The organism is Micromonospora sp. ATA51 (genome assembly GCF_016802855.1).
Classification (GTDB): domain Bacteria; phylum Actinomycetota; class Actinomycetes; order Mycobacteriales; family Micromonosporaceae; genus Micromonospora; species Micromonospora sicca.
In genome coordinates this window covers 1-12360 of record NZ_JAEVHJ010000200.1, presented here as the reverse complement: position 1 = coordinate 12360, position 12360 = coordinate 1, and the positions used below count along the sequence as shown (strand labels likewise).

Sequence of the window (12360 nt, the reverse complement as noted above, 5' to 3'; positions counted from 1 at the left end):
GGTGGACATGCCGCCTCCCGATGATCCATCGGTCAGTCGGGTCCTCCCGCCGGCGTCGAGGCGCGGTGGCAGACCCTGGGCGCATGTCTTGACCCGCGGCGCACCGCCGAGGACGCTGGTGGCGAAGGTACGCGCCGACGGCGGCACCACGGTCGCCACCGGCGGCTGCTTCGACATCCTGCACGCCGGGCACGTCGCCACCCTCCAGGCGGCCCGCCGCCTCGGCGACTGCCTGATCGTCTGCCTCAACTCCGACCGCAGCGTCCGTGGCCTGAAGGGGCCGGAGCGCCCGGTCAACCCGGAGGGCGACCGGGCCCGGCTGCTCGCCGCGCTGGACTGCGTCGACGCGGTGGTGGTCTTCGACGAGCCCACCCCGCACCAGGTGCTGGCCCGGTTGCGACCCGACGTCTGGGTCAAGGGCGGCGACTACGCCGGCGAGGAGCTGCCCGAAGCGGACCTCGTGCACCGCTGGGGCGGGCGGGCCGTCACCGTCCCCTACCTGGCCGGCCGGTCCACCACCGGCACCATCTCCGCCGCGCGCCAGCGCGGCCTCCACCTCGTCAAAGGAGCGGTTTGACATCCTCCTCCGCCCAAGGGCGGGAGATTCCAGTGGTCACCCACCGGGTTTCCTGCTTCGTCGCCGACTGCCGCTTCCGGGAGGACTCCCGTTGAGGTCTCACACCGGCTCCACAGGCCGACACCGCCAGCCCGGCGGCCAAAATGTTGCGTGCCGCGTTCACATCACGTCGTGGACACTGCCGCACCGGCACACCCACGACCGCACGGCCAACGGCATCTTCTCGGCCAGCCCGTGGATCCGCGCAACCCGCAACCGGGCCTTCCCCCGGTTTGCGGAACCTTTCTCCTGACGCGCCAGGTCCCGCTGCGCCCTGGCCAGCCGCTTCCGGTCGCGGCGCTCGTGTCGCGGGTTGGCGATTTTTTCCCCAGTGGACAGGGTGAGCAAGTGATCCAGGCCGGCATCGATCCCGACCGCTGCGGCCGTCACCGCGGCAGCTGGGATCACGTCGTCGCACAGCAAGGACACGAACCAGCGTCCGGCGGCGTCCTGACTGACGGTCACGGTGGACGGCTGCGCACCGTCCGGCAGCGGACGCGACCAAGCAATCTGCAAGGGCTCGGCCATCTTGGCGAGGGTCAGCGTGCCGTCGCGGTAACGAAACCCGCTGGCGGTGTACTCCGCCGACCGACGCGACCTCTTCTTCGACTTGAAGCGCGGATAGCCGGCGCGGCCAGCGAAAAAGTTCGTAAAGGCGGCCTGCAGGTGCCGCAGCGTCTGCTGCAGCGGCACCGACGACACGTCATTGAGGTAGGCCAGTCCGTCTGTCCTCTTCCAGGCGGTCAGCATGGCCGAGGTCGCGTTGTAGTTGACCCGCTCCTGCCGCAGCATCCACGCCTCGGTGCGCGCAGACAGCGCGAGGTTGTAGACCTTGCGCACGCACCCGAACGTGCGGGACAGCTGAACAGCTTGCGCGGCTGTGGGGTAGAAGCGATACCGAAAAGCTCGCTTCACACCGACGCCACACCTCACAACCTAGCAAGCATGTGTTACAGCATCACGCCCGAATATTGCGACGCCCATTCGCCCTGACGGCGAATCGGCTTTCCCTGTCCTAAGGGGCGGGAGTTCCCGTTCCGTCCCTGCCTGAAGGCGGGGTATCCACGGAAGGAATCTGATGAACGGACACGCAATCCTCGTCACCGGCGGGTCGAGCGGCCTCGGCGCGGCGGTGGTGACCGCGGTGGCCAAGGCCGGCGGCCGGCCGTACGTGCTGGACCGACAGGCGCCGGCCGAGGGGGTGCCCTGGGTCGAGTGCGACCTGGCCGACACCCGGGCCGCCGAGGCGGCCACCCGACAGCTCGCCGAGCAGGCCGGCGGCCTCGACGGGGTGGTCACCGCCGCCGGCATGGACGTACCCGGCCCGCTCGCCGACGTCCCCGGCGAGACGTGGGACCGGATCGTGGCGGTCAACCTGCTCGGCACCGCCGCGGTGGTCCGGGCGGCGGTGCCGCACCTGGAACGCTCGCACGGCACGGTGGTCGCCGTCGCCTCCACGCTGGGCGTCAAGGCGGTCAGCGACGCCACCGCGTACTGCGCGGCGAAGTTCGGGGTGGTCGGGTTCACCCGGGCGCTCGCCGCCGAGCTGGCCGGAAAGGTGGGCGTGACGCTGCTGATCCCCGGCGGAATGCGGACGGCGTTCTTCGACGACCGGGACGAGCGGTACAAGCCCGGCCCGGACGCGGTCCTCAACGACCCGGCCGACACCGCCGAGGCGGTCCTGTTCGCCCTCACCCAACCGGCCGGCTGCGCCGTCCGCGAGTTGGTGGTCTGCGCCGAGCAGGAGTCGTCGTACCCGTGATCCTGGTGCTCAGGGCGCTCGGCGTCGGCGACCTCGCCACCGGGGTGCCGGCGCTGCGGGCGCTGCGCGCCGCGTACCCGGGCGAAGAGCTGGCGTTGGTCGCGCCGTGCTGGTTGGCGCCGCTGGTCGAGCTGGTCGGCGGCGTGGACCGGCTGGTCGAGGCGGACGGGCTGGGCCACCTGGCGTGGCCCGGCCCGCCGCCGGAACTGGCGGTCAACCTGCACGGCCGGGGCCCGCAGTCGCACCGGATGCTGGCCGGCGTCCGGCCCCGCCGGCTGCTCGCCTTCGCCAACGCCGAGGCCGGGCACCTCGACGGCCCGGGCTGGCGGGCCGACGAGCACGAGGTCGACCGCTGGTGCCGGCTGCTGGCCTGGTACGGCATCCCTGCCGACCGCACCGACCTGGCGCTGCGCCGGCCGGAGCCGGGTCGGCTGCCGACCGGGGTGAGCATCGTCCACCCGGGCGCGAAGGCGACCCAGCGGCGCTGGCCGCCGGCCCGGTTCGCGGCGGTGGCCCGGGAGCTGACCGACCGGGGCCACCGGGTGGTGGTGACCGGCGGGCCCGGCGAGCGGGGCATCGCCGAGGAGGTGGCCCACCGGGCCGGGCTGCCCGCCGACGCCGTGCTGGCCGGGCAGACCGACCTCGGCGAGCTGGCCGCGCTGGTCGCCCACGCCCGCGTGGTGATCAGCGGCGACACCGGAGTCGGCCACCTCGCCACCGGTTACGCCACCCCGTCGGTGCTGCTCTTCGGGCCGGTGCCGCCGGCGCAGTGGGGCCCGCCGCCGGACCGGCCGTGGCATCAGGCGCTCTGGGTGGGGCCGCGCCGACCGGCCGACGACGGCGGCCCGCACCCGGCGCTCGCGGCGCTGGACGTGCCGACGGTGCTCGCCGCCGTCGAGCGCAGCCTCCGACCGCCGGACGGGCCGCCGTCCACACCCCTGCTACCCGCCGGTAGCTTTCGGCCGTAGGCTGAGCCGGTGAGCGGGGAGCCGGAGTACAGCCAGGAGTTCATCGACGTCGACGGCGCCCGGATCGGCGTGCAGACGTACCCCGATCCGGACGGCGCGCCGGATGCGCCGGTGGTGCTGATCTGGCCGGCGATGGGCGTGCGGGCCCGCTACTACCGTCCGTTCGCCGCGGCCCTGCGCGCCGCCGGCCTCGGTGTCGTCGTGGCCGACCTGCGTGGCACCGGCGAGAGCACCCCCGCCCCCAGCCGGTCCTGCCGCTACGGCTATGCCGAGCTGGCCGGGGACATCGCCGCCGTGCTGGCGGCGCTCAAGCCCCGGCTGGACGGGCGGACCCGGGTGCTGCTCGGGCACTCCCTCGGCGGGCAGGCGGCGGTCCTGCACCAGGCGCTGCACGACGCGGACGTCGTCGACGGGCTGGCCCTGGTGGCCGTCGGCCTGCCCTGGTGGCGCCGCTACCCCGGACCGCGGGGCTGGGGGGTGCTGCCGTACACCCAGGGGATCGCGGCGACGGCCCGGCTGCTCGGCGTCTGGCCGGGCTGGGGGTTCGGCGGCCGGCAGGCACGCGGGGTGATCCGGGACTGGGCGTACACCGCGCGGACCGGCCGCTTCCCGACGCTCGACGGGGTGGACGCCGAGGCGGCCGTCGGGTCGGTGCGTACCCCGGTGCTGGCGGTCAGCGTGGACGACGATCAGTACACCCCGCACGCCACCCTCGACCACCTCTGCGCCAAGCTGACCGCCGCGCCGGTCACCCGGCACCGGTACACGGCGGCGGAGGCGGGTGCGGCGCTGGACCACTTCACCTGGGTCCGCGCCTCGACGCCGCTGGCCGCCCGGGTGGCCGGCTTCGCCGCCGGGTTGCCCCGCCGCTGACCGCCGCCCGGTCCGCCCCCGGCACCTCCCGTTCACGCCCTGCTCGCCCCGTCCTGTCCGCTTCTCCGGCGTCCCGGCGCCACCTGCCTCGACACCAGCGAACCGCGGTGCATAGCGGCCCGGATGGTGGGTATGCCGCACGCTCGAAAACCGCGGAGGGGGATCCAGATGTCAGAACGGCACACCGCACTGCGCTCGATGCACGACCTGGGCCTGGCGGCCTGGTTCGGCGGCTCGCTGATGGGAGCGCTTGGCGTCAACGGCGCGGCGGCACAGGTCAACGATTCGACGCAGCGGCTGCCGGTGGCCTCGGCGGGCTGGGCCCGGTGGACCCCGGTGAACGCCGCGGCGATCGGCGCCCACCTGGCCGGCGCGGTGGGTGAGCTGGTCACCGAGAGCCCACGCATGACCGCCCAGTCCGGGGTCGCGAAGACGAGCGCGGTGAAGACCGCACTGACGGTCGGCGCGCTCGCGGTGACCGGGTACAGCCGGTTGCTCGGCATGCGGTTGCAGAAGGCGGGCGGCCCGCCCGTCGAGGGGGCCACCGAGCCGAGCTACCAGACGCCGGCGAACGTCGCCTCCAGCCAGCGGCAGCTGAAGATGCTGCAGTGGGCGATCCCGGCGCTGACCGGCGCGCTGGTGGTGGTGACGGCGTACATGGGCGAGCAGCAGAAGCCGGGGCAGGTGTTCCGGGGGATGCTCGGCCGGGCCGGCGGTTTGATGGCCGCGCCGAAGGCGATGGGCAAGGTGGCCGGCATGGCCACGGCCAAACGGCAGATGGCGATGTCGGGCCGCTGATCGGCCGGGCCGGACGGCCGGCAGCCCCACCGGGACGCCGGCGTCCGGCACTACGCCGCCGTCGGCGATTCGCCGCCGAAGGCGGGCGGCATGACCGGCGCGGTGGCGGGCAATCAACGCGGCAGGGGCTGACCGACCAGGCGAGGTGGCCATGACCAGGAACGACGGACCGGCAACGGGTGGCGAGCGGCGGGGGCCGGAGTCGGCCGAGCCGTGGGGTACCACGGACGGGTTCGACGCCGACCCGCCGTGGGGCGCGGGCGAGGACTCGCCGATGGACGAGGGCAGCGAGGAGAGCGCGGTGCCCGAGGGCCGGCGCGGCGAACGCCGGGCCGGCGCCCGACCGCCGACGGGAAGCCGGCCGGGCGGCACGGTTTCGGCCCGGTTGAACCGACCCGTACGGCGGAGGCGGGGCCCGGCGCGCCGCCCGACCCCGCGCCGAGCGCACGCACGTTCCCGGACGACCGGGCCGGCGAGGACCTGCCGGACAACTCCCTGGAGGAGTCGACCGGCATGCGCCCGGAGGGGGTCACCCGGCGCGGCTGAGCGGACCCGGAACACGCAACGCCCGACCGCACCAGGCGGTCGGGCCGGGTCGGGCCGGCGACCCCGAGCGCGAGGAAGACCACGAGGGTCGGCAGGCGCGGTCAGGAGCCGGTCCCGTCCTCCCCCGGCGTCCCCATCGCGGACGGCTCGGGCTCGTGCTCCGGCGCGGGCGGCTCGGTCACCGGGTGGCCGGTGTCGTCCACCAGGCCGGGCGCCATGCTGCCGCCGTGCGCCTCCTCGGCTTCCCGGGTCGCCCGGGGTCCCGGTCGTCCGGCCGGCCCGTCGCCGCCTCGTCCCGCTGGCTCACGCGCTCCCCTTCCGTCGTGCCTCGGCTCCGCCGGTACCCGGCCCGGGACCGGGGAAACCTCGGGCGACGGCGTCAGGAGGCGGCGGCCCGCGCCCGGGTGACGTCGACGCCGAGCAGTCCGGCGAGGCGGGCCGCGTCGCGCTGGGCCTGGTCGCCGCAGCAGTTGTTCATCAGCGCGTGCAGCTCGGCACACTGGTCGGCCAGCTCGGTGAGCAGCACCGACCAGCGCCGCAGCTCCTCGTCGCCGTACCGGAACCTGTCCTGCTTGTCGCCGCTCTCCCAGGCGGCGCTGTGCCCGTGGAACCGGACGACGGCGAGGTCGGCGGTGGCGACCAGGATCGGCGGCACCGAGGAAGCGTGCCCCTGCGGCATGTCCACGCAGACGTAGGTCAGCCCGTGCTCGCGCAGGAAGGTCACGGTGTCCACGACGGTGTCCTCCGTGAACCAGGACGAGTGCCGCAGCTCGACGCTGACCCGCCACGGTCGGCACCGCCGGGCCAGCTCGGCGATCCGCCGCTCGGCCGCCGCGCTCCGGGCCAGCCACGGCGGGAACTGCAGCAGCACCGCGCCGAGCCGGTCGGCCGCCGCGATCGGCGCCAGCGCCGCCCGGAACCGGTCCCAGAGCTCGTCGTACGCCCCGGCGGGCAGGTCCCGCCAGCGGATCCGGCTCGGGCCGCCGGCCGGGCGCAGGTCCCGCGGCAGCGCCGCCACGGGCGTGTGGTGGCCGGTGAAGAGGCTGAACGCCTTGACGTCGAAGGTGAAGCCGGGCGGGCGGCCGCCACCCAGCCCTCGGCGGTCTCCGGCGGCGGGATCGCGTAGTAGGAGGTGTCCACCTCCACCAGCGCGAACCGCTCCGCGTACCAGCCGAGCCGCCGGCCGGGGTGTTGACCGCCCGCGGGTACCAGCCCGAGCGGACCAGCTGCTGGTCGGCCCAGGACGAGGTTCCCACCTTGACTACACCCATGTAGTTCAGTGCACCGCGGGCCGGGCGGATCGGCAACCGCTGGGAACGTGCGGGCGTCCGCCGTGGAGTGACGCGGGACTGTCGGTGGCCGGCCATATCGTGGTCGCAGTCGTCAAGGAAGGGCAGACATCATGAGCGTTTCCGAGCAGGTCGTCACCGGTGAGCGGGCGGATCTGCTCGCCACGCTGCGTCGGCACCGCGGCTTCCTCCGGCAGACGGTGGACGGGCTGACCGACGAGCAGGCGGCACAGCGCAGCACGGTCAGCGAGCTCTGCCTCGGCGGCCTGATCAAACACGTCACGATCGTCGAGCAGCGGTGGATGCGGTTCGCGGTCGGCGGCGCCGAGGCCATGCGGAGCCAGCCGGTCGACTGGGCGGGCCAGTTCCGGATGCAGGAGGGCGAGACGCTCGCCGGCCTGCTCGACGAGTTCGACCGGGTCGCCCGCGCGACGGACGAACTGGTGGCCACGCTCGACCTGGACACCGCGCACCCGCTACCGACCGCGCCCTGGTTCGAACCGGGCGCGAGCTGGTCGGTGCGGCGGGTGCTGCTGCACCTGATCGCGGAGACCGCCCAGCACGCCGGGCACGCGGACATCCTCCGCGAGTCGATCGACGGGGCGAAGACCATGGGCTGAGCCCAGGGGCACACGGCCCGTTGCCGCGCGGGGTGATCGATCTCACCTGCGGAATCGGGGGCGTACGCAGGGTTCCCATGTGACGTCGCGTCGAGCGACGGCGCTGAGGGACACGAGATGAACGCACACCGCATGGACCAGGAGGCCGTCGAGCGACTGCTCGTCGGTCCCGTCGCCGACCCGCCGGATGGTCCGGAGGCGCTCGTCCGACTACTCACCGCCGTCCGGGCCGCCGCCCGCCCGCACGAGCTGGCCGGCGAGCGGGTCGCCCTGGAGGCGTTCCGAACGGCGCGGGCGGGTTCGGTTCCGGGGCCGGCCGCCGGCCCCGAGCGGCGGATCCTCGCCGGGCTGCTCAGCGCGAAGGTCGCCCTCGCGGCCCTGCTGGCCGCCACCACCGGCGGCGTGGCGCTGGCCGCGGCCACCGGCGCCCTGCCCGGATCCCGGAGCGGCGCCGACCACACCACGACGCCACCGAGCGCGAGCGCTGCTGGGCGTCCCACGCCGACCGGCGGCCCCACCGTCTCCCCCACCGCAGCCGGCGGCCCGTCCGACCCGGCGACGGCCTCACCGGCCCTGGTCGGGCTCTGCACCGCCTACCGGGCCGAGCAGAACGGCAACCGCCACCGGATGCTGGACAGCCCCCGCTTCGCCGAACTGCTCTCGGCTGCGGGGGGACGCGAGAAGGTGCCTGGTTACTGCGATCGGGTGCTCGACGCTCGGAACAACCCGGGCGGCCGGACGGTCAGCCCGAGCGGCAAGACCGGCGGCGAACCGACCGGCCAGGTCACCGGCCGACCGGACCGCGCACCGTCCACGCCGGATACCCCTGGGGACCCGACCGGGCGGCCCACCAGCCCGTCGGGGAACCTGCCGGCCTCGACCGGCCCGACCTCGCGCTGAGCCGAGGCGGTCGCCGCCCGTCCTGCGGGCAGCCGACCCGGATGCTGCGGCTCCTCCTGCCAGTACGGCCGAGGATCAGAAGGTGGCGACGTTCAGGAGCTTCTCCTGGATCCCGTCGGGGTCGCCTGCCGGCCAGCTGTAGCTGGTCGTACCGGCCGACTGGAGGGCCGACTTGACCGCGCTGGGGCTGGCCGTCGGGTGGGTCGCCTTGTAGAGGGCGGCGCCACCGGCGGCGTGCGGGCTGGCCATCGAGGTGCCGGAGATGGTGTTGTAGCCGCCGCCCTTCCAGGTGGAGTAGATGCAGACACCCGGGGCCATCAGGTCCACGTCCGCGCCGAAGTTCGAGAAGTCGGCGATGGTGTCGTCCACGTCGCTGCGGCAGGTGGCCGCCGCGCCGCCACCGGGCAGGCCGTTGAAGTCGGCGAGCGCGCTGACGGTGATGACCTCGTCGTACGCGGCCGGCACGTGGTTGGCGGCATTGTCGGTCTCGTTGCCGGCGGCGACGACGTACGTCACACCGGCCGCGACGGACCTGCAGATGGCCTCGTGCATGGCGTCCTTGTTGCTGCCGCAGGCGCTGTCGGAGCCGGAGCCGCCGAGGCTCATGTTGGCGACCTCGATCTCGCTGGCGTGCGCGGTCACGTAGTCGATGCCGCAGATGATGTCGGAGAAGGTGCCACTGCCGGCGTTGTTGAGCACCCGGACGGGCCAGAGCCGGGCACCCGGCGCCATGCCGACCACACCGACGCCGTTGTCCAGCGCGCCGATCGTGCCGGAGACGTGCGAGCCGTGGCCGTTGCCGTCGTTCGCGCTGGTGCCGGTGGAGCAGTTCTTGGCCCCGGCGGTGTAGACGTTGAGATCCGGGTGGGTGAGGTCGATGCCGGTGTCGATGACCGCCACGTCGACGTTGACCCGCTCGTCCACGCCGTTGATCTTCGCGGTCGGGCTCAGCTCGGCGTCGGCCCGGTTGATGCCGGTCGGCGTCGTCTGGGCGTCGGCGGTCGCCACCCCGTCGGGCTGGACGAAGAGCACCCGCGAGTCTCGGGCGATGCGGGCGGCGGCCGTCGCGCTCATCTGGGCCGAGTAGCCGCGCAGGGCGTACTGGTAGATGTGGCCGAGGCTCGCGCCGTTGGCCCTGGCCTGCTCGGTGGCGACCGACGACGAGTTGGCGTCGGAGCGGAGGACGACGATGTAGGCGGTCTGCGCCTCGGCGCGCGGCGCGGCGTTGGCGCCGGTGGCCGAGGCGGCGACGACGATGCCGGTGAGCATCGCGACGCCCAGTGTCTTGCGCATGGGGTTCCTCTCCACGTGCGGTAGGGGCGGTTGGCCCATGCCGAGGTTGTCGCAGCCGGCGGTGCCGGGCCAGGGTGCAAAGCTATTCGTTATTGGAAATATACAGATTTGTTGGAAAAGCCGCATAGCGACTGACCCGACGTCGCTGACGCCAGGTCGCCGGGGCCCTCTCCTGTCGGGTTATCGCCGCCGGGAATCGCGGCGTTTCACCCCTTGGCGGTACGACGGAGGGCGGCTACGGTCGAGCGAGCCGCACCGGAAGGCCCTCATTGACCTCGATGGACACACCGCATCCCGACCTCGTGCGTCGGGCCGTCGCCGGTGATCCCGCGGCGGTGGCCGGGGTGCTGACACAGATCAGACCGATCGTCGTGCGCTACAGCCTGGCCCGGTTGGGCCATGTCGGCGTCGGAGGCGCGACCGCGGAGGACGTCGCCCAGGAGGTCTGCGTCGCGGTGCTTCGCGCGCTGCCCCGCTTCACCGACCAGGGTCGGCCCTTCCTCGCCTTCGTCTACGGCATCGCTGCGCGCAAGGTCGCCGACGCCTGCCGCACGGCGAGCCGGGACCGCACGGACAGCGTCGCCGACGTGCCGGACACCGCCGACCCCACGCCCGGGCCGGAACCACTGGCCCTCGCCGCCGACCTGGGCGCCCGCCTCAACGAGTTGCTGGCCCAACTGCCGGCGATCCACCGGGAGATCCTGGTTCTCCGGCTGGCGGTCGGCATGACCGCGGACGAGGTCGGTACGGTGCTCGGCATGACCGGTGGTGCCGTACGGCTGGTGCAGCACCGCGCGCTCACCCGGCTGCGCGCCGTCGCCGGGGACACCCTGGCTGCGGTGATCCGATGACCTCCAACGTTCCTCCCCCACCTGAGGACCCGGTGCTGCGGGACGACGAACTGCTCGACGCGATCCGTCGCGGCGAGCCACCGGCCGCCGATGACCCGGTCGCCGCCCTGCTGACCGACTGGCACGCCGAACTGGAGGCCCGAGCCGCGGCTGTCGACGCCGCGGCGTCGGGTTCTGTCGCCGGACCGGATCGGCTACCGACGAGCCCGGAGACCGCCACGGCGGCCGGAGGCGGGCGCGACGACGCGACCACGGCGGACGAGCGGTCCGACCCGACGCGCGGCGGGCGGAGTGCTGCGCCCGCGATGCCACCGGCGGCGGACGTGGTGCCGGCGGCGCGGCGGAAACGACACCGCCCCGGGCGGGCGCCACGACGGTATGGGCGGGTCTTCGCCGGATCGGCACTGACCCTGCTGACGATGACCGGCGGTCTCTGGCTCGGGTCGGCCAGGGCGGAACCGGGCGGGCTGCTCTGGCCGGTCGCCGAACTGATCTGGACCGAGCGGGCCGAGTCGCTGCGTACCGAACAGGAGATCGATCGGATGCTGGACCAGGCCCGACGCGACCTCACCGCCGGCCGATACGCAGACGCCCGCGCCCACCTTGAGCGGGCCGCAGCTCTGCTCGCCGCGCTCGGCGACGACGAGCACCGGGCCCGGCTCCGGGTCGACCTCGACGACCTGCGGCAACGACTGCCGACGGCCGACCCGCCGAAGCCGGCGCCGGGTGCCCCGACGACGTCCGCGTCGACGACACCGCCCGGCACCCCGTCGAGCCCGGCGCCGACCGGGCCGCACGACGCGGGCGGCGACACCGGCGCACCGGCCGTCGTGATGATCCCGTCCGCCACGGAACCTTCGGCGGAGCGAACGCAGCCGGCCCTGCCGACGCGGCCCGACCGCCCGTCCCGGCCCAGTCCCCACACCCCCGAGGAGTCGGGCCCGACGGCGCCGGCGAGCGGAGATGGCGCACCGGAGCGGAAACCACCGGCAACCCCGCGGCGACTCCCCCCGACCGCCTCGGGCGGAACTGCTCCGACGGCGACGGACGATACGAACCAGCTCCCCCGGTCGGGCCCACCGCCGGCGCGGTCCGGGCCGCTGCCGCCGGGCCACCCGGCCGCCGGCCGAGCGGCTGCTGCCGGCGACGGGCTGATAGCTTGCCCCGAATGAGTCTGCGGCGTCGGCGGGTGGCGCTCGGCTTCCGTCTGGCGAGCGTGATCAGCGTGCTGGCCGGGATCGTGCTCACCGCGCTCGGCCCGGCCACGGTGACCGGGCTGCTGCCGTACTTCACCATCCAGAGCAACGTGGCGGCCGGGCTCTTCGCCGGCTACGCCGCCTGGCGGGCCTGGCAGGACCGCCCCGAGCCGCCCTCGGCGCTCAAGGGCGCGGTGACCCTCTACATCACCATCACCGGGGTGGTCTACCACCTGGTGCTGGCCAACCCGGCCAGCCCGTTCGCAATGGTCCAGCCGGACCGGGCGTTCGGCGAGGCGCTGGGCAACCAGTTCCTGCACACCGTCGTGCCGCTGCTCGCGATCGCGGACTGGGCGCTGTTCGACCGGCGCGGCCGGCTACGCCCCCGGTACGCGGCCTGGTGGCTGGCCTTCCCGCTGGCGTACCTCGGGTTCGCCCTGGCACGCGGGCTGGTCGTGCACCGCTATCCGTACCCGTTCATCGACGCGGGGCAGCTCGGCTACGGCGGTGTCGGGCTCAGCTCGCTCTTCTTCGCGTTAGCGTTCTGGCTGCTCGGTCTGCTCCTCGTCGGCGTCGACCGGGGGCTGGCCCGGCGGGGTGCGAGCCGCCCCGGGGTCGCCGCCGGCGGCCCGGCGACCGCCGCGCCCG

The 12360-nt window shown here is 74.3% G+C and carries 12 protein-coding genes and 1 pseudogene; 10 read left to right on the top strand and 3 right to left on the bottom strand.

What is annotated here, in order from left to right; translation table 11 throughout:
• On the top strand, positions 1 to 577 hold a 577-nt coding region (gene rfaE2, locus JNW87_RS25530), incomplete at its 5' end, for a D-glycero-beta-D-manno-heptose 1-phosphate adenylyltransferase (protein WP_238454552.1).
• Between the two features lie 159 nt (positions 578 to 736).
• On the opposite strand, the gene JNW87_RS25525 is transcribed toward rfaE2, so the two are convergent.
• Complete coding sequence (locus JNW87_RS25525) at positions 737 to 1531, bottom strand: transposase (RefSeq protein ID WP_309234037.1); 795 nt, start codon at positions 1529 to 1531, stop codon at positions 737 to 739.
• A 163-nt stretch (positions 1532 to 1694) separates the two neighbouring features.
• Here JNW87_RS25525 and JNW87_RS25520 point away from each other — a divergent pair, with 163 nt between their 5' ends.
• The 4 genes from JNW87_RS25520 to JNW87_RS25505 all read left to right on the top strand — a co-directional run bounded on the left by JNW87_RS25520 (position 1695) and on the right by JNW87_RS25505 (position 5017).
• Positions 1695 to 2378 carry an SDR family oxidoreductase gene (locus JNW87_RS25520; RefSeq protein ID WP_238454550.1) on the top strand — a complete coding sequence of 228 codons (684 nt, stop codon included), beginning with the start codon at positions 1695 to 1697 and terminating at the stop codon, positions 2376 to 2378.
• On the top strand, positions 2375 to 3346 hold the full coding sequence (locus JNW87_RS25515) for a glycosyltransferase family 9 protein (RefSeq protein WP_109801402.1): 972 nt from the start codon (positions 2375 to 2377) through the stop codon (positions 3344 to 3346). Before JNW87_RS25520 ends, JNW87_RS25515 begins: the two co-directional genes overlap by 4 nt.
• A gap of 9 nt (positions 3347 to 3355) precedes the next feature.
• Positions 3356 to 4219: an alpha/beta fold hydrolase gene (locus JNW87_RS25510; RefSeq protein ID WP_238454549.1), complete on the top strand. Its 864-nt coding sequence runs from the start codon at positions 3356 to 3358 to the stop codon at positions 4217 to 4219.
• 168 nt (positions 4220 to 4387) lie between these two features.
• Positions 4388 to 5017, top strand: a complete 630-nt coding sequence (locus tag JNW87_RS25505; RefSeq protein ID WP_109801400.1) for a hypothetical protein — start codon at positions 4388 to 4390, stop codon at positions 5015 to 5017.
• Positions 5018 to 5942: 925 nt separating this feature from the next.
• Here JNW87_RS25505 and JNW87_RS25500 read toward each other — a convergent pair.
• Positions 5943 to 6834, bottom strand: a pseudogene (locus JNW87_RS25500) (DUF72 domain-containing protein).
• 131 nt (positions 6835 to 6965) lie between these two features.
• Here JNW87_RS25500 and JNW87_RS25495 point away from each other — a divergent pair.
• Positions 6966 to 7472, top strand: coding sequence for a DinB family protein (locus JNW87_RS25495; RefSeq protein WP_109801396.1), 507 nt, complete (start codon positions 6966 to 6968; stop codon positions 7470 to 7472).
• A gap of 117 nt (positions 7473 to 7589) precedes the next feature.
• Complete coding sequence (locus tag JNW87_RS25490) at positions 7590 to 8372, top strand: hypothetical protein (protein ID WP_146231028.1); 783 nt, start codon at positions 7590 to 7592, stop codon at positions 8370 to 8372.
• A gap of 75 nt (positions 8373 to 8447) precedes the next feature.
• Here the strand turns inward: JNW87_RS25490 and JNW87_RS25485 are convergent, their stop codons facing one another.
• Positions 8448 to 9665: a S8 family peptidase gene (locus tag JNW87_RS25485; protein ID WP_109801394.1), complete on the bottom strand. Its 1218-nt coding sequence runs from the start codon at positions 9663 to 9665 to the stop codon at positions 8448 to 8450.
• Positions 9666 to 9943: 278 nt separating this feature from the next.
• Here JNW87_RS25485 and shbA point away from each other — a divergent pair, with 278 nt between their 5' ends.
• The 3 genes from shbA to JNW87_RS25470 form a co-directional block, all read left to right on the top strand.
• Entirely contained in the window at positions 9944 to 10516 is a 573-nt protein-coding gene (gene shbA, locus JNW87_RS25480; protein ID WP_109801393.1) for an RNA polymerase sigma factor ShbA, read from the top strand.
• Positions 10513 to 11688: a hypothetical protein gene (locus tag JNW87_RS25475; RefSeq protein WP_238454548.1), complete on the top strand. Its 1176-nt coding sequence runs from the start codon at positions 10513 to 10515 to the stop codon at positions 11686 to 11688. The genes shbA and JNW87_RS25475 overlap by 4 nt, the downstream gene beginning before the upstream one ends.
• Positions 11685 to 12360 (top strand): Pr6Pr family membrane protein (locus JNW87_RS25470; protein ID WP_238454547.1); only part of this gene is annotated, 676 nt, incomplete at its 3' end. The genes JNW87_RS25475 and JNW87_RS25470, both read left to right, overlap by 4 nt.

Bases quoted from the DNA above. Each gene is read 5' to 3' on its own strand.
- JNW87_RS25485 (WP_109801394.1), bottom strand. From the start codon at position 9,665: ATGCGCAAGACACTGGGCGTCGCGATGCTCACCGGCATCGTCGTCGCC.
- JNW87_RS25505 (WP_109801400.1), top strand. From the start codon at position 4,388: ATGTCAGAACGGCACACCGCACTGCGCTCGATGCACGACCTGGGCCTG.
- JNW87_RS25475 (WP_238454548.1), top strand. From the start codon at position 10,513: ATGACCTCCAACGTTCCTCCCCCACCTGAGGACCCGGTGCTGCGGGAC.
- shbA (WP_109801393.1), top strand. From the start codon at position 9,944: ATGGACACACCGCATCCCGACCTCGTGCGTCGGGCCGTCGCCGGTGAT.
- JNW87_RS25490 (WP_146231028.1), top strand. From the start codon at position 7,590: ATGAACGCACACCGCATGGACCAGGAGGCCGTCGAGCGACTGCTCGTC.
- JNW87_RS25520 (WP_238454550.1), top strand. From the start codon at position 1,695: ATGAACGGACACGCAATCCTCGTCACCGGCGGGTCGAGCGGCCTCGGC.
- JNW87_RS25495 (WP_109801396.1), top strand. From the start codon at position 6,966: ATGAGCGTTTCCGAGCAGGTCGTCACCGGTGAGCGGGCGGATCTGCTC.